Consider the following 19405-nt stretch of genomic DNA (forward strand, 5'->3'; position numbering starts at 1 on the left):
AATAGTATTGTCTGACATTGTACAATCCGACGTTGTACATGTTCTTGGCAATATGGCACAGTTCTCGAAGAGTCAAGTATCTTCTTTGGTCAAACCATTTAGCTGTTGTTTGATACAAAAATACATTTTTTCACCTCCCATCTAACTATATTATACTATATTTTACTGAATCTATCCTACTTTTCAGCAAAATATAGTTAAGGCGATTCATCTCCCACTTACTCCGCTTCGCTTCGTTGAAGTGGGAGTCTTCTCGCCTAATTAAGATAAAATCGCCCAAGCGGTACGGCAAGGCCACTCCGGCATACATCAGCTCGTCGCCGCCGTAAACGCCAAGTCCCTCGATTTCGTAGTCTTGATTCGGGTCAAGCCCTTTTAAGCGCAAGTGCGACAGCGGGGCGTTCGCTTCGGCCAGAACGCGGAAGTAGGCGACGAGCGCTTCCGACTGATCTTCCGAGACGAACATCCATGCCGCCTCGTTGCCTTCAAACGGGCTGAGCAGCCGATAAAACGTGCCGAACTGGACGAGGCGGCGTACGTCCTTGTAAAACGCGACTTGTTCCTTAATGATTTGTTTTTCTGTTTCCGTCAATTTCGTGATATCGAGCTCATAGCCGAAGTTGCCTGACATCGCGACATGGCCGCGCGTCTTGAGCGACGTCACCCGCCCGACTTGGTGGTTCGGCACCGCCGAGACGTGGGCGCCCATTGCACTAATCGGATAGACGAGGCTCGTGCCGTATTGAATTTTCAGGCGCGAGACGGCATCGGTATTGTCGCTCGTCCACGTTTGCGGCATATAATACAGCATCCCCGGGTCAAACCGCCCTCCGCCTCCGGAGCAGCTTTCAAACAAAATGTGCGGAAAGCGCGAGGTAATCTCGTCCATGACGCGGTACAGCCCAAGCATATAGCGGTGCGCCGTTTCGCGCTGGCGCTCGGGCGGCAGGGCGGCCGAACCGATTTCCGTCATATGGCGGTTCATGTCCCATTTCACATAAGTGATGGGGGCGCTCGCAAGCACGTTCGAGATCGTTTCAATCATATAGTCGCACACGTCTTGGCGGGAATAATCGAGCACAAGCTGGTTTCGTCCTTCCGAACGCGGGCGGTTGGGCACATGCAGACACCAGTCGGGATGTTTCCGGTACAGTTCGCTGTTTGGCGACACCATTTCCGGTTCGACCCATAAGCCGAACTGGAGTCCAAGTTCGTTTACTTGTTTTGCCAGCCCGTCCAAGCCGTTCGGAAGCTTGCGCCGGTTGACGATCCAATCGCCGAGCGACCGGCGGTCGTCATCGCGCTCGCCAAACCAGCCGTCGTCAAGCACAACCAGTTCGATGCCAAGCTCCGCTGCTGTTCTCGCGATGTTGACGATTTTTTCTTCGTTAAAATCAAAGTACGTCGCTTCCCAATTGTTGATTAAAATCGGACGTTCGCGGTCGCGGAATGCGCCGCGCGCCAATAGCCGGAGCGAAAAAGCTGCATCACGTAGCTTGCCTTGCCCGCCCGCAAATGAAACTGCTTCGTTTGTGGATTGTATAAAACCGACATTCTCTTCCCCCGCTTTGTTTTTGTTTAAATTTTACTTAATTTTTACGAAAAAATCCATCAAAAAAAGCGCCTCGATTCAGGCGCTCATTTCCTTCAACAGATCATTCACTCCGCTCGTCCCCCAACACCGCGCGCTGCAGTTCCTTGTCGAGTTCCTTCTGATACATGTCCCGCTCTTCCCCCGTCCACCCCAAATGCCGCGCCATAAACGCGATAACCGCTTCTTTTTCCCGCCGGACGGCGTCGATGTCAAACAGCAGCGCCCCGGTGCGGCGGATGAAGTAGTCGACCGGTTTGGCCGCCATTTCTTCCTCAATGGCGTAGACGAGGCGGACGAACGTTTCACGCGTTAAGCCGGACGAGCGGTCGTATTGCTGGCTTAACGCAAACAGCCGGTCGACATTTGTGCCGTACTGTTTTGCCAGCCGCGCCCCTTGTTCTTCTGTCAGCCCATAGCGCGCCGCTTCCTTCGCCTTTTCGGCGATGAAGGCCGGCAGCCGATGCGAGCCGCCGACATCGCCGCCGGAAATTGGCAGCTGTTTCGTTTGGCACGGGCGGAACGTTTTTCCCTCTTCTTTTTCCAATTGTTTGGCGACGAGGTCAACGACCGTTTCCGCCATTTTCCGGTAGCCGGTCAGTTTGCCGCCGGCGATCGTAATGAGGCCGGACGGCGACGTCCAAATCTCGTCTTTGCGGGAAATTTCCGACGGGTCTTTCCCTTCTTCATAAATGAGCGGACGGACGCCAGCCCAGCTCGACTCGACATCGTCGGCAGTGACGCCGACGGACGGGAACATGTAGTGAATCGCCTGCAATAAGTAGTCGCGGTCTTCTTCAGTCATGGCCGGATGAGCGGGATCATCGTCATAAAATGTATCGGTCGTGCCGACATACGTTTTCCCATCCCGCGGAATGGCAAACACCATCCGGCCGTCCGGGGTGTCAAAATAGACTGCCTGCTTGAGCGGAAACCGCTTTTGATCGATGACGATGTGGACGCCTTTGGTCAGCCGAAGCCGCTTGCCGGTTTTCGATCCGTCTTTGTCGCGCAGCGCATCAACCCATGGTCCGGCGGCATTGACGACTTTTTTGGCGCGGATGTCATACACTCGTCCGCCGATCAGGTCGCGGCAGCGAGCGCCGGTGATGCGGCCGCGCTCGTCATACAAAAACTGTTCGGCTTTTACGTAGTTGACGGCGTCGACGCCAAGCTCGACCGCTTTTTTGACCACCTCGATCGTCAAGCGGGCATCGTCGGTCCGATACTCGACGTAATAGCCGCCGCCAAGGAGGCCATCGCGCTTTAAGAGCGGCTCTTTTTCCAACGTCTGCCGGGCATCAAGCATCGTGCGCCGCTCGCTTGGCTTGACGCCAGCCAGCCGGTCATACAGCCAAAGGCCGACCGACGTGCTCCATTTGCCGAACGTCCCGCCGCGATAAATGGGCAGCAGCATCCACTCCGGTGTGGTGACGTGCGGGCCGTTTTCATACACAATCGCCCGTTCGCGCCCGACTTCCGCGACAAGCTTCACCTCGAACTGCTTCAAGTAGCGCAGGCCGCCGTGGACGAGTTTGGTCGAGCGGCTCGACGTGCCGGCGGCGAAATCTTGCATCTCGACAAGCGCGACCGTCATGCCGCGCGAGATGGCATCAAGGGCGATGCCAGAGCCGGTGATCCCTCCACCGATGATCAGAAGATCATATTGTTTTTCGCTCATCGCTTGAAGAACATCGCTCCGATGTTTGCTTGAGAACGCCATGCATGATTCCTCCTTTGAAAAAGACAAAAAGAGACCAGTGCAAACACGATAAGCCTTCGCCTACCATGTGTGCATGGTCTCTCCTTGTCTCCTGACTGATGATTAACTTGTTGCTTTTATTATAGCAGACTGCGGCCGATTTGGCCAGCTCAACGCATTATCCATTGTAGTGGCGCCATAATGTTTCGTTGGACGTGGTCACCGCCACCGCCCCAGCTGCAAGCGCCTGCTCGACATCGTCGACCGTGCGGATAAGTCCACCGGCATAAATCGGCTTCCCGGTCCGTTCTTTCACTTCGCGGATGATGTGCGGCATGGCGCCCGGAATGACTTCGATGCAGTCCGGATTCGTTTTCGCAATCATCTGATAGCTTTTCTCCAACGCGTGTGAATCAAGCAAAAAGATGCGCTGCACGGCCAAGACTCGTTTTTGCCGCGCCTTCATAATGACGCCCGCTTTCGTGGAAATGAGGCCATGCGGGCGGAACTCTTGGCAAAGGTATTCCGCCGCATGTTCATCATGGCTCAGCCCTTGCACCAAGTCGACGTGAATGAGCAACTCCTTGCCATGCCGGCAGGCGTAATGAAAAACGCTTTTTAACTGGGCGATATGTACCTCAAGCAGCACTCCCATTTCGTAGCCGCTTGCCAAAAAAGCTTCGAACTGCTTCATCGTCTTTATGGCGGGAATGATGTGTTGTTTCGTCCCCATCCTCTTCCTTCTGCTCACCCTCTCAATTTGTCAACCTCGTCTAAGCATTCAAGCGACATCATCGTCCGCGGCTTGCATGTCGCAATTTTCACCCCGCGCTTGCGGAACTTCTCGACGACGTGATGAATCGCTTTTTTGCCTGCCGTCTCTTCGCCATGGGAATGTCCCATGTCTCTCACTCTCCTCCTATTCCGCTTTCGGAATGGCCAGTTCGACCGTCGTTCCTTGATCGATCTCGCTTTCCACTGTAATTTGCCCGCCGTATTTATCGATGATTTCCTTGGCGATGGAAAGCCCGAGCCCGGCGCCGCCTTGTTCGCGGCTGCGCGCCTTGTCGACGCGATAAAAGCGCAAAAAAAACGTTTTTCAGCTCGTCTTTCGGAATGCCAATGCCATGGTCGCGGACGGCGACCGTCACAAATGGCCCTTCCTCTCGCAGAGAAATGGCGATTTTTTTCACCCGTTGAGAATATTTTACCCCATTGTCAAGCAAAATGAACAGCAATTGTTCAAAATGATGCTTGGCCATCGCCAGACGCGGCAGCGGCGTTTCCGGCTGATCAACAAGAAACTGAAAATCGGGATGCAAAACGCGGAAATTTTTCACGATTTGCCCGATGGCCGCAGCAGCGTCAATAGGAGCAATCTCTTTTGGAATCACGATCGCCTCAGCGCGCGACAAGTCAAGCAGTTCAAGGACGAGGCGCTTGAGCCGCTCCGCCTCTTTCATCGCCGCCTCAAGCGATTCTTCCAAAATCTCCGGGTTGTGCTTCCCCCACCGTTGCAGCAACGAAAGATGGCCTTGCAAAATGGCAAGCGGCGTGCGCAATTCATGGGACGCATCTTCGACGAATTGCCGCTGCATGGCAAAGGTGCGCTCAATGTCATCCATCATGCTGTTGAACATTATCATCAGCTCGGCCATTTCATCGCGCGCCGGAGGCACATCAATCCGCTGTTTCAGCCCGTTGTTTTGAATGTCCGCCATCGTTTTGGCCAGCGTTTGCAACGGCCGGACGAAGCTTTGCGCCACGAACCGGCCGGCGACAGCGCTTGCCGCCATGGCCAAAAAGCCGATCGCCGTCATGATGAGAAAGAGTGTGTTGGTCACTTGCTGGAACCTCGCCAGCCGACGGGCGATCTCGATCGTTCCATGCAAGTTGCCGATATGCAGCGGCTGACGGAGCAGCAAAAATCGCTCATTGTTGATGAAATGCTCATCCATCTTCCGCTTGTCGGGCATCTCGCTTGGCGATAGCGACACCGCCGCCCCATTTGAAACAGAGACGATGACGTTTCCTTTCTCATCCGTAACGCGAATGAGCTGGTAGCGTTCATTCAGCTTTTCCAAAAACGCGCGGCTGCGGCGAATCCCTTCCCATGATAGATTACGTTTTTCCGCGTAATATGTTTCAATTTCCGCCACCGTTTGTTCCATCGTTTTTTCTTCTTCCTTCAGCAGCCATTGTTTGACCATATGATATTGCAAAAACGTAAACACAAAATACGTAATGAAAATCGCCCCGGCCGACAAAACGGTCAGCTTCCCTTTCAGCGAAAGCCGGCGAATCGCCTCCCTCTTCATGGCCGCATCACATATCCCGTGCCGCGCACCGTTTGGATATACCGCTCTTTATCGTGTTCGTCAAGCCGTTCACCGCCAACGGGCAGCCAGCAGTCAAAAAAGGAATGGGGCGCCTGTTAGGGACGCCCTCAAAAATGAATCGGCAAAAAGCGGCGCAGGCAGCTGTTTATGAATGGCGGTCAACGATCCAATCAACAATGGCTTGAACGATTTCAAACACTTGATAAGAAAGAAGCGACACGGCTGTTCCCGAAAAAAACAATGTCACCAGCCAATGAATCCAATGCATCACGCCATCCCTCCTCGCGCTGCCGGTGGGCGGCAGCGGTATTTGTGCGCATGACCATGGATGGTGGTGTCATTATATTCCAAACGGGTTAAAACCGCATGAGAAATCGCTAAAAAAAACGGAAAGTGACTTTTTTTCCCGTCCGTACATACATTGACAATAAAGCGGATCGCCTCTATGGCTGCCGGCCGTCCAAGCGGCGGAAACGGCGGGCGGAGGAACCTTGCCACTTTGCGGAATGGAAAGAGAGGGAGTGCAATGAACGGACCGTTTCAACCGCCTGCAAACGGAGGCGGCGATCACCCGTTCCATCATTTGCGGAAACTCGTGAACCAATGGTTCGATGAACGACCATTGCAAAAACTGTTTGAAACGCTTGACGATTACTTCGCCCAAACATTTGCCGCGGCGTACATCCCGATCGAGGTGAAAGAAACGAAGCGCGACTATCAAATCATCGTCCGTCTGCCGGACATCAAGCGGGATCAAATTAGCCTGCAGTGGCATGAAGACGGGCTGCAACTTGTCATCGATCACCATGAAACGATCGAATCGTCCGACGACAGCGGCCATGTATACGAACGGCGCCAGCAGCGGCGGCGCGTGGCGAGGATGATTCCGTTTCCGTATCCGGTGGTCGAACATGAAGTGAAAGCTTCATTCCAAAACGGTACACTCGTCATTCGCCTGCCGCAAAAACGGAAATACATCGATATCGATTAAAATCCAAAGAAGCGCCTTCCGTCCACCCAAGCCATTAAAAAGGCCGTTCCCCATGTCGGGAGCGGCTTTTTTCCCATCGGGCTTCTATTGTTTATGCGAAGGGCTTCCATACCGGTTGTTGTGTTCCGGCGTCGGATCTTTTTGGATGTCCCATTCCTTGGCGATTTCTTCACGATTGTGTGGATACTTATTTTTCCGTTCCCGGTTGTCGTTGCGGTTGGTCACTGTTTGTCACCTCCTTGCCGTCTGCGATTAGGTTGCGCGTTTTTTCGGAACATAACCGCGCCATACATACTTTCGACACTGCTAAGCTACGCTACTGTTAGGAGGTGCAAAACGAATGGCCAAACTGCCCGATTTCAAACAGTTGAACGACCGGCTGATCAATGAGCCGTCCGCTGAGCCGCGGCTTGTCATCAAAACGAATCTCGATCCAGACCGCGTCACAGAAGAAAACCCGTATGCGGAAGGCAAACCAAACGTCAGTCGAACGTTTGTCTCGTTTTTTGAAGGGGGCGGATCGTGATGGAACAAACGCTCGCCTATTTGCGGGAAATTTTGTCCAATTATTTGGACTGCCATGATGAGACGCCAAAGCGTATTTACAAAAAGCTGATCAGCAAACCGTACCGGGGCGAGGGCGAGTTTGTCCGCGACTTGACGCAAGAAGAGAGCGCCTTTTTGGATCGCATTTTGCCCCATGAAATCCGCTACGCGATGGATGAGCGCGATTATGAGCGCGTCTACCAGCTGAATGAAGTGTACGAGCTGCTCATTTGACAGGGCAAAGCCGCTCCGCTGGGGGAGCGGCTTCGTTACTCTTTAAACGTGCTGAGCAGCCCTTTTAACATGCCGTTGACTTGATTGACGACATTGATCATCTGCCCCATCGTGTTCATCATTTTGTTAATATCATACGTCCCGTCACTGTTTTTTAACTGGGCGAGAAAAGACGGGCGCGGCGGCGGCAGCAGCGGCCCTGGTTTCGGGTATGGCATCGGGTGCGAAGGCGCGGCAGCGTGGAATGGCGAAGCATATGGCCAATGAATGGGCGCCGACGGAAGGTGGAAGGGCCAGCCGTATGAGTAGGGCCAATGGCCGCCGAAGCTGTATGGTCCGTGGGCGGGCGGCGGCGAAATTTGTCGCGGATAACGGTGCATGTGTGTCCTCCCCCATCTTTGATCATCGATTCCCCCAGCGAAAACAGGGGATCAGCTGCCACTAATATATGTGTGTATACTGGGCCGCGTGCGCGCGGACATGTCACCTCTTGTCGGAAGTTTTAATTTTCGGAAATCGCCCTTTCCTCCTATTTTCATGGTACGATGTAAAAAAGGGGAAGGGGGAAAAGCATCAATGAGCATCACGGAATTGAAACATAAGTTCATGGCGGTCAAACATTGCGAGCCGGCTGAGGCGAACGAACTGCTCGATTTCGCCCGTCGCCTTTATTTGCGCGGGGAAATTTCGCTTGCCCAATATCGCGACTTAGTGCGCGAGCTGGAACAAGCCGGCGCCTGTCAGCCGGACGAAACGGAAGAATACGCTGGACTTTAGGTCTCGAGGGAGTTTTTCCCTTCTTTTTTTTGCATACTTTCGGCCTGAAATCCCCATCGTAATAAGCAAGGGGGGTGTTGGGCAATGGGCCGAGGCGTCCATTTCAACCACAAATTGAAAGGACATGACCACGAAAAACCGAAACATGGCGAGCCGGCGCCGCCGAAGCATAGGTAGCGTCAAAAGTTCTATGAAAACTCCACACAGATCATCCCATTGAGCATCGTGGGGCATGCGGAGGGCCGGATTCGCCCTTGACCAACACCCGCCAAAGGTGCGGAAGAGTCATCAAGGGCGACGGGGACAAAAAGAAGGCAATAAGAAAGCCGCCCTTGCCATGACCGAATTTTACCTTTGGCGGTGTTCGGTTGGTCAAGGGTTCGCTTCGCCGAATCCGGCAGGAGTTTTGTTCAACGGGCTCCGGCGGACAAAAAAGTCAGGCCGCCTCTTGTTGGAGAAACGCTTGTGCCATGGCGATGAGCTTCGTCCACCGGGCCGGCATATGCGGAAGATCCGCCAGTTCCGGGATGACGACCGGGACCCGGCCTTCGAGTGCGCTATGTGGGCGCAGGAAGTTGAAATACGCCACAAACAGCGTCACAAAGGACACCGAGCCTTCTTCCGCACCAAACCCATGGGTCGGGCGGTAGTTGCCTTTAAAGGTCCGGTTGAATCGCTCGATGATCTGTTTGAGAGGGCGAAACTCTTCCGAGACCGGATCTTCGTTGGTTAGGCCGATCACCTGGCGGACGTCAAACGAAATCCCGTGCTGGGCGAAGAAGTGTTGCGCCAGCCGGTAAATCGGGTTGCCATCCACGACAAACGACAAGTCGTCTGGGAGGGACGGCAGCTTCCTGAGGACATCATCGATGGCCTGGATGGCCGAGAGCGTGTCTCGGTTGGGCGAGACGCGATACGACAGCACGATCTTTTTGACGGCATCGAACATAAAGAACAGGTAATGCCAGCGCCCTTTGACGCGAATATACGTCTCGTCCCCGCAAAACGAACCGGACAGCTCATACGGGAACCGGTCGACAAAGGGCTTGATCCAAAGCGCGGCGCTGTTGGCGTAGTTGAGCACCGTCTGATGGGAGATCGAGACGCCATGGATGTCCTTCATGGCGGCGGCGGTCTCCCTCGAGGACATCCCAAAGTTGACGTAGTACGTCAACACGAGCCCCAACACGTGCGGCGACGCAGCCAGCCGGGACAAATCGACCTTCGGCTTGATGGGCGACGAGGAAGCCAACGGGAGAAAGTCAAACAAGAACTCTCGAAACAAATACCGCACCTTGAAGGCTTGAGGATCCTGTTGAAACTGTTGGCGCTCCTTCTTGGTCATCCGGCGAAGGTTGGCCTGGTAAAACGGGCAATCGTTGTTCTTGCACTTATAGATGTGGTATTCTTTGCGTTCCTTGATTTTTTCCAGCGTCTTTTTGCAGTGCGGGCAGCGAAAGACCGCTTGCTTGGTGAACCGGTTTCGGTGGTTGAACCGGCACTGGCACACTTTGCATTGGTATTGCCCGTTTCCACCGTTATTGGCGTACAGGTAAGAAGAGGGAGCCTGGCAGCGAGGGCAGGTCAACGAATCCGGAACACGGTGTTTCGCCTTCGCGCGGCGCTGGATGGGCCGCAAAGGACGTCCGTGCTGGGCTTCGTAGTCCGCCAACAGCTTCCGGTAATCAAAGGTTTCCGGCACATCGATGATCGGAAGGTCATCGACCTGAAGTTTTCGGTACGGTTTTTGGACGAGTTCGTCCAAGTCCTTACGATTCAGGGATTTTCCCACGATCACACCCATCAAATACACAATGATTTGATATTGGGCCTTGATGATTTGAAGCAAATAGGCTAATAATTGAGGTAACAAGCTTGTCACTCCTTCTTTGTTTGGGCTGTTGAGTGTGTGGTTACCTCAATGATGGCCGAAAACAACGGGGGTGGCAAGCTTTTTTTCTTCCAACGGTTGAAACTCAGGAGAAAACCGTGAGTGTGGAGGATAAACTTTTGACAATACCGAAGCATACCGAGCGGGTCGAATATGAAATCAACACAGTCGCGACGGCTGAAGGCGGCCCTGTCTCGATCACAACAGGAAAAGATACGTAAAAGGAAAACGCTGTCCCCGCAGCCGAGGGGACAGCGTTTCTGCCGCCGGCCGTTTACACAAAATACAGTTTTGACGGCAACGGCCGCTCCGCGTTCGCTTTTTTCCCATCAAGCCGCCGTTCGACGCCGGTGATCCGCCCTTCAAGATGCGCGAGCTGCTCTTTGTTTTGGGCGTACCGCTCCTCAATGACATCCGCGATCACCCTTTCCATTTTCGCGTCCACCTGCTCGATGAGCGCGACGATTTCCTGAAGCTGCTTTTCAATCTCTTCTTTTTTCACTAGCCGTTTTTCCATTTCCTCTCCCCCATTTCTGGCGTGATGATATTCCATTCGCGTCCAAGGGGATCACTCCCTGCTGCAGCGACAAAAGTAGAACAGATTCGGCAAAGAAAGCGGGATGCGGCCGCCATTCGACAACAAGAGCAGGCGCAGCCGTGGGGAAGAAAAAAAGGCGCATCTTTTCCGAGCGTATGGTATAATAAAAACCATTCAAAGGAGATGAACGCGATGGCACTCAAATATCCAGGAGGAAAAGAATACCGCGGAAACGGACCGAGCGCGGTGCGACCGCCGGCGGCAGCCGGCTATGCCAACCGCGGCATGACGCTCGAAGACGACTTAAACGCGACGAATGAATATTATCGGGAGCACGGCATCGCCGTCATCCATAAAAAGCCGACTCCGGTGCAAATCGTCCGCGTCGATTATCCGAAACGGAGCGCCGCCGTCATCAAAGAGGCCTATTTCCGGCAGGCGTCGACGACCGACTACAACGGCATCTATCGCGGCAAATACATCGACTTTGAGGCAAAGGAGACGAGAAACAAAACGTCGTTTCCGCTGAAAAATTTCCACGCTCACCAAATCCGCCATATGGCGCAAGTCATGGCCCACGGCGGCATTTGCTTTGCGATTTTGCGTTTTTCCCTGCTCAATGAAACGTATTTGCTTGACGCCTCCCACTTAATTGCCCGCTGGAATGAGCAAGAAGCCGGGGGAAGAAAGTCGATCCCAAAACGGGAGATCGAACAATACGGGCATTATATCCCGCTTGGCTACCAGCCGAGAATTGATTATATTAGTGTAATAGAAAACGTGTACTTCACCGCTTAAGGTGAAAACTTGTAAGAAAGGCAGGATTTGCTTATGTCTGGTGAATATCGTTCTCGTGTGGAACGAAAGCAGGCAGCGAAACAGACGAAACAAAAGAAGGCGAAAAAGAAAAGAGGAAGGTCCTGGTTGAAATCGATCGCCATTGCGATAGTGCTGATGATCGCCCTTGGCGCCATCGGGGGGGTGGCTGCGTTCGCCTACTTTGTCAAGGACGCCCCTCCGCTCGATGAGGCGAAAATTAAAGATCCGCTCTCGTCGACCGTGTACGATATGAGCGGAAAGAAAGTCGCCGAGCTGGGCGGTTACAAACGGACGTACATCTCATACAAGGACGTGCCGAAAGTGCTGGAAAATGCGGTATTGGCGACCGAAGACGCCCGCTTTTACGAGCATCACGGCATCGACATCGTCCGTCTAGCCGGCGCGGTCATCGCCAATATTCGCGAAGGGTTCGGCGCGGAAGGCGGCAGCACGATCACCCAGCAAGTCGTGAAAATGACGTTCCTCTCACCAAAGAAAACGTTGGAGCGGAAAGCGCAAGAAGCGTGGCTCGCCTTGCAGCTTGAGCAAAAGTATTCGAAGCACGAAATTTTGGAAATGTACTTGAACAAAATTTATTACTCAGACGGCATTTATGGCGTCGCCCGGGCGGCGGAATATTACTTCGGCAAAACGAACTTAAAAGAGCTGACGCTCCCCGAGGCAGCGCTCTTGGCCGGCATGCCGCAAAGCCCGAACCGGTACAACCCGTACGATCATCCGGAGGCGGCGAAAAAACGGCGCGACACTGTCTTGTCGCTCATGGTGAAACATGGCTTTATCAGTGCGGAAGAAGCGGAAAAAGCGAAGCAGGTGCCGATCAAATCGATGCTCACCGAGCGGAAAAAGCCGCAAAATTCCGTGCCATACGACGCCTTCATTGACGAAGTGATCAAAGAAGTGACGGACAAAGCCAATGTCAACGTCTTTGAAGACGGGCTGAAAATTTACACGACGCTTGATCAAGAGGCGCAATCGTACGTTGAAAAGCTATTAAACTCCGATCAACATTTTACCGCCAAAAAAGATTTGCAGTCGGGAATCGCCCTCGTCGACACGAAAACGGGCGCCATTCGCGCATTAGGCGGGGGACGCCACCGCGACAACATCGAGTTCGGTTTCAACTACGCAATTCAGCCTGTCGGCCAGCCCGGTTCAACGATTAAGCCGATTTTGGACTACGGGCCGGCGATCGAATATTTAAAATGGTCAACCGCGCACATTCTTGTTGACGAGCCGTATACGTACTCCGACGGCACCCCGATCCGCAACGCCGGCGGGCGCTACGCCGGACCGGTGACGGTGCGCAATGCCCTCACATGGTCGCGCAACATCCCGGCGTTAAAAACGTTCCAAGCGGTCGGCAAGGAGCGGGCGAGAGAGTTTGCCAACCGGCTCGGCATGGGCTTTGACGAAGTACATGAGCCGTACGCAATCGGCGGCGTATCGCGCTACGTATCGCCGTTGCAGATGGCCGGCGCCTACGCCGCCTTCGGCAACAACGGCGTTTACACGAAGCCGTATGCGGTGACGAAAATCGTCTTCCCAGACGGCACGGAAATGGACTTAAAGCCAAAACCGAAGCGAGTCATGCATGATTACACCGCATACATGATTACCGACATGCTCAAATCGGTCATCCGCTCTGGTACTGGGCAGTCCGCCTATGTTCCAGGGTTGGAGCTCGCCGGCAAGACCGGAACGACAAACTACGGCAAAGACGGCGCGAAGTTTGGCCTCAAACGGGACGATGTGCCGGACAGCTGGATTGTCGGCTATACGCCAAACTACACGGCGGCCATTTGGGTCGGCTTCAGCAAAAAAAGCGAAACAGCTACATTAGGGGATCGGGAGCAGCGCATTCCGAAGCTCTTGCTGAAAGATCTGATGTCCCATCTCGACGATGGCAGCGGAGAGTTTCAGCGGCCGGACAGCGTCGTCAAACTGCCGATCAAAAAAGGCACGAATCCGCCGAAACTTGCCGGCAAATACACGCCTGAAAGCGACATTACGTATGAATTGTTCGTGCGCGGCACCGAACCGACAGAAGTCGCAAAAGATGAGCCGGAAGAGCTCCCGGCTGTCAAAGGGTTGGCCGCTTCGTACGACCAAGCTGCCAACATGATTTCCGTCTCTTGGTCGTATGATGAGAAAACCGACGACACGCTGTTTGAAGTGCGCATCAAAGACGAGCAAGGGCATACGGAAACGGTCACGACCAAAGATTTAGGCGTGACAGTTACGAACGTGGCGCCAGGGGCTTCGTACACGATCGCCGTCTATGCCAAGGAAGGCGAGCGGATGAGCAAGCCGGCGATCACGAGCATCCGCATCCCTGGCGGCGAGCAGCCGACGGCGCCGGGCAATGGAGCGAACGGTGATGGCAACAACCGTGGCGCCGGAAATGGCGGCACGAACGGGGATAACGGCGATGATCATGGGGGCAATGGAAACAATCAAAATAACAACAATGGCGGAAATAGCGGAAACAACGGCAATGGCAACGAAGATCGCGATGATGGCGGCGAAGAGGACAACGGCGGCAAAGACAACGGCGGCGAAGACAACGGCGGCGAAGACAACGGCCAAGGGGATGGCGGCACAACAACGCCGACGACACCAACAACCCCAACGACGCCGACCAATCCACAATCAGGAAACAGCGGCAATGCTGGCATGAGAAATGGAAGCCGCCAGTGAGATCACCTGCCTCAAAAAAGCGGATGGCCCGATAAGCCATCCGCTTTTTCATGGCGACTTGCCTAGAAATATGCCCGTCCGGGAAAAAGCGGGCGAGCCCATTCAGTCGGCACGCGCACGTTTGTTTTCCCTCTTTCGCATCCGCTTTTTTCCCTCGCGACATAAATGAAGAAGCGGGCATACCGGGCATTGCGGCGCCTGCGCCTTGCAATGGTAGCGGCCGAAAAAAATCATCCGGTGGTGGGTGATCGACCATTCTTCCTTTGGAATGGTTTTCATCAACGTTTGTTCCACTTCCAGAACTGACGCGTCCCAACGGCAAAAGCCGAGCCGCTTGCTGACCCGCTCGACATGCGTATCAACGGCGATGGCCGGCACGCCAAATGCCACGGAGACGACGACGTTGGCCGTCTTCCTTCCGACGCCCGGCAGCTTCATCAATTCATCGCGGTCGCGCGGCACCTCACCGTTGTACTCCTCAATCAGCATCGCGCACAACTTTTGAATATTTTTCGCTTTGTTCCGGTATAATCCGATCGATCGGATGTCTTGCTCCAGCTCTTCAAGCGGCACCGCGATGTAATCGTGCGGCGTTCGGTATTTTTCAAACAAATGTTTCGTCACCTTATTGACGAGCGCATCGGTGCATTGCGCTGACAAAACGACCGCGATCAACAGTTCGAACGGATTGCGGTGCACAAGTTCGCAATGGGCATTGGGAAACATGTCCGCCATCACGTCCAAACAGCAGCGGATTTGCTGCTTCGTCAGCATCCCTCTCTCCTCCTTTCGCGATGTTTGGCCATCCATACGAGCATTTCGCGATTTTGGCCAAACAAAAACGAGAGACTGCGCTCTCGTTTACGAGTCAAGCCAGTTGAAAAACGGAATCGTCTGCTTAAATTCCCCTGTCGCCTGTTTCGCCGGGCGGGCGAGCGGTTTCGGCTTGCGGAATTTTTTGCCGTAATCGTGCGCCTGCTCGATCGTGCGGATGCCGTTCTTTTTCCACTCAAACAAAATGCGGTCGATGTAGCGAAAGTTCAGTTTTCCCGACAGCACCGCCTCGCGCAGCGCAGCTTTAATGATGGCCGGTTCATGGCCGTCTTGGTCGATCCACATCGCGAGCGTTTCGCACTCAAACGGGGAGAGCGGGCGGCCAAATTCTTGCTCAAAAACCGTATATAGGCTTTCCTCCTCCTGCTGGCTGCCGCGCTCATCCTTGGCCGCTTCTGCATACAAATGGTGAACCAGCTGCTCCCAAAGCGGTTCGAGCGTATACTTTTCGCTGCGGATGCCGCGTTCGTCCGTATGCTCCTCAATGGCCACCATCCCCTTTCGCAAAAGGCGGCGCATCATTTCCATGCACTCCGCCGCCGGGACCGTCATTCTCTCGGCCAGCTCCGCCGGCGTCGGAAAGGTGATCCCTTGCTCAAAAAACGACTGCATATGCAAAAGCAGCACGAGTTCCGCCTCGCTCAAGCCAAGCTGTTTATAATGGTTCAATAACAGCTTTGGAACGGCGACGCTTCCTTGCGCCAGCCATTCGGCCACCTTTTTCTTTTCCATGCCGATGCACCTCAACTATAGTATAACATGCCGGCGGCAAAAAAACCCCCTTTTTGCAGGGGGGGTTACGGATACAAACGGTTGAGAAGGCGCGGGAATGGGATCGTTTCACGCACATGCTCGACGCCGCAAATCCAAGCGACCGCGCGCTCAAGGCCGAGCCCGAACCCAGAGTGCGGCACCGATCCGTATTTGCGCAAATCCAAATACCATTCATACGCCTCAAGCGGCAAATGGTGTTCCTCAAGGCGTTGCTTTAACAAGTCATAATCATGGATACGCTCCGAGCCGCCGATAATTTCCCCGTACCCTTCCGGGGCAATGAGGTCGGCGCACAACACAACGTCCGGCCGCTTCGGATCCGGCTGCATATAAAACGGCTTTAATGACGTCGGGTAATGAGTGATAAAGACCGGCTTCTCGAAACTTTCCGCAATGGCCGTCTCATGCGGCGCGCCGAAGTCGTCGCCCCACTCGATGTCGGTGAACCCTTTGTCGTGCAAAAGCTTGATCGCTTCGTCATACGTCAGGCGCGGAAACGGCGGCGTGACCAACTCAAGTTTGGACACATCGCGCTCAAGCCGCCCAAGCTCGAGCCGGCAGCGGCTGAGCACCGACTGCACAAGATAGGAGACGTACTCTTCCTGCAGCCGCAAGTTGTCTTCAAACTCGTAAAACGCCATTTCCGGCTCGACCATCCAAAATTCGATCAAATGGCGGCGCGTTTTCGACTTTTCAGCGCGAAACGTCGGGCCGAATGAAAATACTTTGCCGAGCGCCATCGCCGCTGCCTCCATATACAGCTGGCCGCTTTGCGACAAATACGCGTCTTCATCGAAATATTTCGTGTGGAACAGCTCGGTCGTTCCTTCCGGCGCGCTGCCGGTCAAAATCGGCGCATCGACTTTGACGAACCCGCGGTCGTTGAAAAACTCGTACGTTGCCCGAATGACCTCGTTGCGGATTTTCATAATGGCATGCTGACGCCGCGACCGAAGCCATAAATGGCGATGGTCCATCAAAAATTCGACGCCGTGCTCCTTTGGCGTAATCGGGTAATCGACCGCTTCATCGATGACTTGCAAGTCCGTAACCGACAGTTCGTAGCCGAACGGCGAGCGCTCGTCAATGCGCACTGTTCCGGTCACATACAGCGATGTTTCTTGCGTCAACGTTTTCGCGCGTTGGAATACTTCCTCTGAGACGTTCGCCTTTTCGACGACGCCTTGAATGAAGCCCGTCCCGTCGCGCAGCTGCAAAAAGACGATTTTTCCGCTCGAGCGCTTATTGGCCAGCCAGGCGCCGATCGTGACTTGCCGGCCGACATATTGGTTTACTTCCGCAATCGTCGTTCTCACGTACTTATTCCCTCCAATGATTGACACGTCCATCATTCGCTATTATACCGTTGCGCCAACACGGCAGCAACGGCCAGGGCGGGGCGGCGAAATGCGGCGCTTTGTACTGCACCGGCCGTTGCCGCCTGACAGCATATCTATATAGATGCAACGAAGAAGTTTAACATATCCTTGACGGAAAAGCGGTTTGTCCATTTTCGACTGTCGAAGGCAAGCCATAGGCTTGCCCCGTCACGCCAAGGCGTGACGGAAGACCGAACAACCACCTGCTTCACAGACCCATATATGGGTCTGTGAAGCGGCGTTGTTCGGTCGCCTGACAGTCGATAAAAGCTGCAAATGGTAAATCTTCAAATTGCATCTATATACCCTGCCCCGCGTGGATTTGGTTACGCGCGCGCTTCCATGAATCGGCGGATGCGTTCCACCGCCGTTTCCAGCGCCTCAAGCGAAGTCGCATACGACAGGCGGACATTGTCCGGCGCTCCAAACCCGGAGCCGGGCACGAGGGCGACTTTCGCCTCTTCGAGCAAGACGGCGACGAACTCGTCGACCGTGCGGCAGCCCGCCATCTCCGCCGCTTTGCGGGCGTTCGGGAACAAGTAAAACGCCCCTTGCGGCTTGACGCATGTAAACCCTGGAATTTGCACAAGCTTGTCGTAAATGATATGGAGCCGCTCTTCAAACGCCCGGCGCATTTCTTCCACCGGATCCTGCGGGCCGCTGTACGCGGCGATGGCCGCGTATTGGGCGATTGACGTCGGGTTGGATGTACTGTGGCTCGCCAAGTCGGTCATCGCTTTGATGATTTCTTTTGGACCTGCCGCATACCCGATGCGCCATCCCGTCATCGAATGCGACTTCGACACCCCGTTGATGATGACGGTCTGCGCTTTCAGCTCCGGCGCCAGCTCAGCGATCGAGACATGCTTCGCTCCGCCGTAAATCAGCTTTTCATAAATTTCGTCGGAGACGATCAAGAGGCCGTATTCTAAGCAAACGTCACCGAGCGCCTTCAGTTCTTCGGCCGTGTAAATCATGCCGGTCGGGTTGCTCGGCGAGTTGATGATGACCGCCTTCGTCCGCGGCGTGATCGCCTGCTTCAGCTGCTCTGGCGTAATTTTGAAATCGTGTTGTTCCAGCCCTTCCACATAAACGGGAACGCCGCCGGCGAGCTTCACTTGTTCCGGGTAGCTGACCCAATACGGCGTCGGGATGATGACCTCATCGCCCTCGTCGAGCAGCACTTGAAAGAGGGTGTAAAGGGCGTGCTTCGCCCCGACGCATACAATCACTTCCGCCGGCTCATACTCAAGCCCTTGGTCGCGGGCAAACTTTTTGATGATTTCCGCCTTCAGCGCCGGCAGCCCGCCCGAGGGCGTATATTTCGTATGCCCTTCGTTCATCGCTCTTACCGCTGCATCGAGAATGTGCCGCGGCGTATTGAAATCCGGCTCTCCGGCCCCGAGGCCGATCACGTCGTATCCAGCCGCTTTCAATTCTTTCGCTTTCGCCGTAATGGCCAATGTCGCCGATGGCGTCAGCGACGCCACCCGTTTTGCCAGTTTCATCGCTTCTTCCCCCTCATGTCCTCATCGTTGAAAACTGTACCTCTTCAAGAACTCGCCATCGGTGAAATGAAGGTAATAAAACGAATACCTTCCTTCCGAATCGATATATGTCAACTCCCAAAGAGGCACGCCTTTTTCCATGCCGAGCGTCGCGTCAATGATCTGCTGCGGGCGGCGGTCGCGCTCTAAAATGGCGCGCGCTTTTGCTTCGCTGATGCCGCTGTCCGCCCGCTTGACGACGACATTTCCTCCTTTTTCCGGCACCCAAACGACGACGTCCGTTTTTTCTTGCTTCGTCCGGCCGATGAATACAGTGTACGCTTCATCCCCATAATATGTATAGACTTTCTTGACGTCAATCAATCCGACTGCCTCCCTCGCCCGCGCAAGCGCGTGTTCCGCCATGGACCGTTTGGGCGCCATCGCCTCTCCATAAATCGACCATGCCTGCCAAATGAGGAAACCAAAAAAAAGGAGAGCCAACCATCCCCATTTTTTCATCGCGATCACGTCCGGTAAATCGTGAAGACGGCCTGCCGTTTGTCGTTTTCATCCAAAGCAAGGCCAAACATTAAATTGTTGCGCTTCAGCGTCCGGTTCAAGCAGTCGACAATTTTGTACAAATCGTCGGAATGCTGGACTTTGACGGTGGCGAGCACTTCAATTTTGCTTTCCATTTTCGTCGCTTCCTCCTGTGCGGCGCAAATTTTGTTACTTATACAGGCCGGCGGCTCCGGCAACAATACAAATACAGCAGATCTGCA

At 54.3% G+C, this 19405-nt stretch carries 21 protein-coding genes and 3 pseudogenes; 6 read left to right on the forward strand and 18 right to left on the reverse strand.

Annotated elements, in window-relative coordinates; all coding sequences use genetic code 11:
- The 8 genes and pseudogenes from ETC02_RS17740 to ETC02_RS18105 all read right to left on the reverse strand — a co-directional run.
- Positions 1 to 126: pseudogene (locus ETC02_RS17740) on the reverse strand (RNA-guided endonuclease TnpB family protein); the annotation flags it as partial.
- Between the two features lie 19 nt (positions 127 to 145).
- Positions 146 to 1465, reverse strand: a pseudogene (locus ETC02_RS12505) (alpha-galactosidase); the annotation flags it as partial.
- The gene (locus ETC02_RS18100) at positions 1423 to 1554 is read right to left on the reverse strand and encodes a hypothetical protein (RefSeq protein ID WP_256370908.1); all 132 of its coding nucleotides are present in this window, start codon (positions 1552 to 1554) and stop codon (positions 1423 to 1425) included. The pseudogene ETC02_RS12505 and the gene ETC02_RS18100, both read right to left, overlap by 43 nt.
- 101 nt (positions 1555 to 1655) lie before the next feature.
- A complete protein-coding gene (locus ETC02_RS12510; RefSeq protein ID WP_063211978.1) occupies positions 1656 to 3314 on the reverse strand; it encodes a glycerol-3-phosphate dehydrogenase/oxidase in 1659 nt (552 codons plus the stop codon).
- A gap of 157 nt (positions 3315 to 3471) precedes the next feature.
- Positions 3472 to 4026 carry a glycerol-3-phosphate responsive antiterminator gene (locus tag ETC02_RS12515; protein ID WP_050367438.1) on the reverse strand — a complete coding sequence of 185 codons (555 nt, stop codon included), beginning with the start codon at positions 4024 to 4026 and terminating at the stop codon, positions 3472 to 3474.
- Between the two features lie 14 nt (positions 4027 to 4040).
- Positions 4041 to 4196, reverse strand: coding sequence for a hypothetical protein (locus tag ETC02_RS12520; protein ID WP_167438910.1), 156 nt, complete (start codon positions 4194 to 4196; stop codon positions 4041 to 4043).
- Between the two features lie 16 nt (positions 4197 to 4212).
- Positions 4213 to 5503: pseudogene (locus tag ETC02_RS12525) on the reverse strand (HAMP domain-containing sensor histidine kinase).
- A gap of 274 nt (positions 5504 to 5777) precedes the next feature.
- A complete protein-coding gene (locus ETC02_RS18105; protein WP_256370909.1) occupies positions 5778 to 5903 on the reverse strand; it encodes a hypothetical protein in 126 nt (41 codons plus the stop codon).
- A gap of 255 nt (positions 5904 to 6158) precedes the next feature.
- Here ETC02_RS18105 and ETC02_RS12530 point away from each other — a divergent pair, with 255 nt between their 5' ends.
- Positions 6159 to 6623: an Hsp20/alpha crystallin family protein gene (locus tag ETC02_RS12530; RefSeq protein ID WP_050367439.1), complete on the forward strand. Its 465-nt coding sequence runs from the start codon at positions 6159 to 6161 to the stop codon at positions 6621 to 6623.
- An 84-nt stretch (positions 6624 to 6707) separates the two neighbouring features.
- On the opposite strand, the gene ETC02_RS12535 is transcribed toward ETC02_RS12530, so the two are convergent.
- Positions 6708 to 6848, reverse strand: a complete 141-nt coding sequence (locus ETC02_RS12535; protein ID WP_162839628.1) for a hypothetical protein — start codon at positions 6846 to 6848, stop codon at positions 6708 to 6710.
- A gap of 115 nt (positions 6849 to 6963) precedes the next feature.
- Here ETC02_RS12535 and ETC02_RS12540 point away from each other — a divergent pair, with 115 nt between their 5' ends.
- The gene (locus ETC02_RS12540) at positions 6964 to 7149 is read left to right on the forward strand and encodes a hypothetical protein (RefSeq protein WP_033011257.1); all 186 of its coding nucleotides are present in this window, start codon (positions 6964 to 6966) and stop codon (positions 7147 to 7149) included.
- Entirely contained in the window at positions 7149 to 7403 is a 255-nt protein-coding gene (locus tag ETC02_RS12545; RefSeq protein WP_033011258.1) for a sigma-G-dependent sporulation-specific acid-soluble spore protein CsgA, read from the forward strand. The genes ETC02_RS12540 and ETC02_RS12545 overlap by 1 nt, the downstream gene beginning before the upstream one ends.
- A gap of 35 nt (positions 7404 to 7438) precedes the next feature.
- On the opposite strand, the gene ETC02_RS12550 is transcribed toward ETC02_RS12545, so the two are convergent.
- The gene (locus ETC02_RS12550; protein WP_050367440.1) at positions 7439 to 7783 is read right to left on the reverse strand and encodes a YppG family protein; all 345 of its coding nucleotides are present in this window, start codon (positions 7781 to 7783) and stop codon (positions 7439 to 7441) included.
- 196 nt (positions 7784 to 7979) lie between these two features.
- Between ETC02_RS12550 and ETC02_RS12555 the strand changes: the two genes are divergently transcribed.
- Positions 7980 to 8180 (forward strand): YppF family protein, encoded by a 201-nt coding sequence (locus ETC02_RS12555; protein ID WP_033011260.1) that lies wholly within the window; start codon positions 7980 to 7982, stop codon positions 8178 to 8180.
- Between the two features lie 436 nt (positions 8181 to 8616).
- Here the strand turns inward: ETC02_RS12555 and ETC02_RS12560 are convergent, their stop codons facing one another.
- Positions 8617 to 10053: a DDE-type integrase/transposase/recombinase gene (locus tag ETC02_RS12560; protein WP_033004692.1), complete on the reverse strand. Its 1437-nt coding sequence runs from the start codon at positions 10051 to 10053 to the stop codon at positions 8617 to 8619.
- Positions 10054 to 10345: 292 nt separating this feature from the next.
- On the reverse strand, positions 10346 to 10588 hold the full coding sequence (locus ETC02_RS12565) for a hypothetical protein (RefSeq protein WP_050367441.1): 243 nt from the start codon (positions 10586 to 10588) through the stop codon (positions 10346 to 10348).
- 213 nt (positions 10589 to 10801) lie between these two features.
- Between ETC02_RS12565 and recU the strand changes: the two genes are divergently transcribed.
- Both recU and ETC02_RS12575 read left to right on the forward strand, forming a co-directional pair.
- Entirely contained in the window at positions 10802 to 11407 is a 606-nt protein-coding gene (recU, locus tag ETC02_RS12570; protein WP_033010104.1) for a Holliday junction resolvase RecU, read from the forward strand.
- A 33-nt stretch (positions 11408 to 11440) separates the two neighbouring features.
- The gene (locus ETC02_RS12575) at positions 11441 to 14146 is read left to right on the forward strand and encodes a PBP1A family penicillin-binding protein (RefSeq protein WP_063210370.1); all 2706 of its coding nucleotides are present in this window, start codon (positions 11441 to 11443) and stop codon (positions 14144 to 14146) included.
- A gap of 102 nt (positions 14147 to 14248) precedes the next feature.
- On the opposite strand, the gene nth is transcribed toward ETC02_RS12575, so the two are convergent.
- From nth to ETC02_RS12605, 6 genes are all read right to left on the reverse strand, one after another.
- Positions 14249 to 14920, reverse strand: coding sequence for an endonuclease III (gene nth, locus ETC02_RS12580; protein ID WP_033010102.1), 672 nt, complete (start codon positions 14918 to 14920; stop codon positions 14249 to 14251).
- A gap of 87 nt (positions 14921 to 15007) precedes the next feature.
- Positions 15008 to 15712 (reverse strand): DnaD domain-containing protein, encoded by a 705-nt coding sequence (locus ETC02_RS12585; RefSeq protein WP_050367442.1) that lies wholly within the window; start codon positions 15710 to 15712, stop codon positions 15008 to 15010.
- Positions 15713 to 15777: 65 nt separating this feature from the next.
- Positions 15778 to 17070 (reverse strand): asparagine--tRNA ligase, encoded by a 1293-nt coding sequence (gene asnS / locus ETC02_RS12590; protein WP_050367443.1) that lies wholly within the window; start codon positions 17068 to 17070, stop codon positions 15778 to 15780.
- Between the two features lie 389 nt (positions 17071 to 17459).
- Complete coding sequence (locus tag ETC02_RS12595) at positions 17460 to 18641, reverse strand: pyridoxal phosphate-dependent aminotransferase (RefSeq protein ID WP_033010098.1); 1182 nt, start codon at positions 18639 to 18641, stop codon at positions 17460 to 17462.
- 21 nt (positions 18642 to 18662) lie between these two features.
- Complete coding sequence (locus ETC02_RS12600) at positions 18663 to 19142, reverse strand: cell wall elongation regulator TseB-like domain-containing protein (protein ID WP_171698304.1); 480 nt, start codon at positions 19140 to 19142, stop codon at positions 18663 to 18665.
- A 5-nt stretch (positions 19143 to 19147) separates the two neighbouring features.
- Complete coding sequence (locus tag ETC02_RS12605) at positions 19148 to 19318, reverse strand: YpmA family protein (RefSeq protein WP_064502496.1); 171 nt, start codon at positions 19316 to 19318, stop codon at positions 19148 to 19150.
- Positions 19319 to 19405: the final 87 nt, after the last annotated feature.

This window comes from Geobacillus sp. DSP4a, assembly GCF_013096875.1.
GTDB classification, from domain to species: domain Bacteria; phylum Bacillota; class Bacilli; order Bacillales; family Anoxybacillaceae; genus Geobacillus; species Geobacillus thermophilus.

Bases quoted from the DNA above. Each gene is read 5' to 3' on its own strand.
- ETC02_RS18100 (WP_256370908.1), bottom strand. From the start codon at position 1,554: ATGTCGGTTTTATACAATCCACAAACGAAGCAGTTTCATTTGCGGGCG.
- ETC02_RS12510 (WP_063211978.1), bottom strand. From the start codon at position 3,314: ATGGCGTTCTCAAGCAAACATCGGAGCGATGTTCTTCAAGCGATGAGC.
- ETC02_RS12515 (WP_050367438.1), bottom strand. From the start codon at position 4,026: ATGGGGACGAAACAACACATCATTCCCGCCATAAAGACGATGAAGCAG.
- ETC02_RS12520 (WP_167438910.1), bottom strand. From the start codon at position 4,196: ATGGGACATTCCCATGGCGAAGAGACGGCAGGCAAAAAAGCGATTCAT.
- ETC02_RS12530 (WP_050367439.1), top strand. From the start codon at position 6,159: ATGAACGGACCGTTTCAACCGCCTGCAAACGGAGGCGGCGATCACCCG.
- ETC02_RS12540 (WP_033011257.1), top strand. From the start codon at position 6,964: ATGGCCAAACTGCCCGATTTCAAACAGTTGAACGACCGGCTGATCAAT.
- ETC02_RS12545 (WP_033011258.1), top strand. From the start codon at position 7,149: ATGGAACAAACGCTCGCCTATTTGCGGGAAATTTTGTCCAATTATTTG.
- ETC02_RS12550 (WP_050367440.1), bottom strand. From the start codon at position 7,783: ATGCACCGTTATCCGCGACAAATTTCGCCGCCGCCCGCCCACGGACCA.
- ETC02_RS12555 (WP_033011260.1), top strand. From the start codon at position 7,980: ATGAGCATCACGGAATTGAAACATAAGTTCATGGCGGTCAAACATTGC.
- ETC02_RS12565 (WP_050367441.1), bottom strand. From the start codon at position 10,588: ATGGAAAAACGGCTAGTGAAAAAAGAAGAGATTGAAAAGCAGCTTCAG.
- recU (WP_033010104.1), top strand. From the start codon at position 10,802: ATGGCACTCAAATATCCAGGAGGAAAAGAATACCGCGGAAACGGACCG.
- ETC02_RS12575 (WP_063210370.1), top strand. From the start codon at position 11,441: ATGTCTGGTGAATATCGTTCTCGTGTGGAACGAAAGCAGGCAGCGAAA.
- nth (WP_033010102.1), bottom strand. From the start codon at position 14,920: ATGCTGACGAAGCAGCAAATCCGCTGCTGTTTGGACGTGATGGCGGAC.
- ETC02_RS12585 (WP_050367442.1), bottom strand. From the start codon at position 15,712: ATGGAAAAGAAAAAGGTGGCCGAATGGCTGGCGCAAGGAAGCGTCGCC.
- ETC02_RS12595 (WP_033010098.1), bottom strand. From the start codon at position 18,641: ATGAAACTGGCAAAACGGGTGGCGTCGCTGACGCCATCGGCGACATTG.
- ETC02_RS12600 (WP_171698304.1), bottom strand. From the start codon at position 19,142: ATGAAAAAATGGGGATGGTTGGCTCTCCTTTTTTTTGGTTTCCTCATT.
- ETC02_RS12605 (WP_064502496.1), bottom strand. From the start codon at position 19,318: ATGGAAAGCAAAATTGAAGTGCTCGCCACCGTCAAAGTCCAGCATTCC.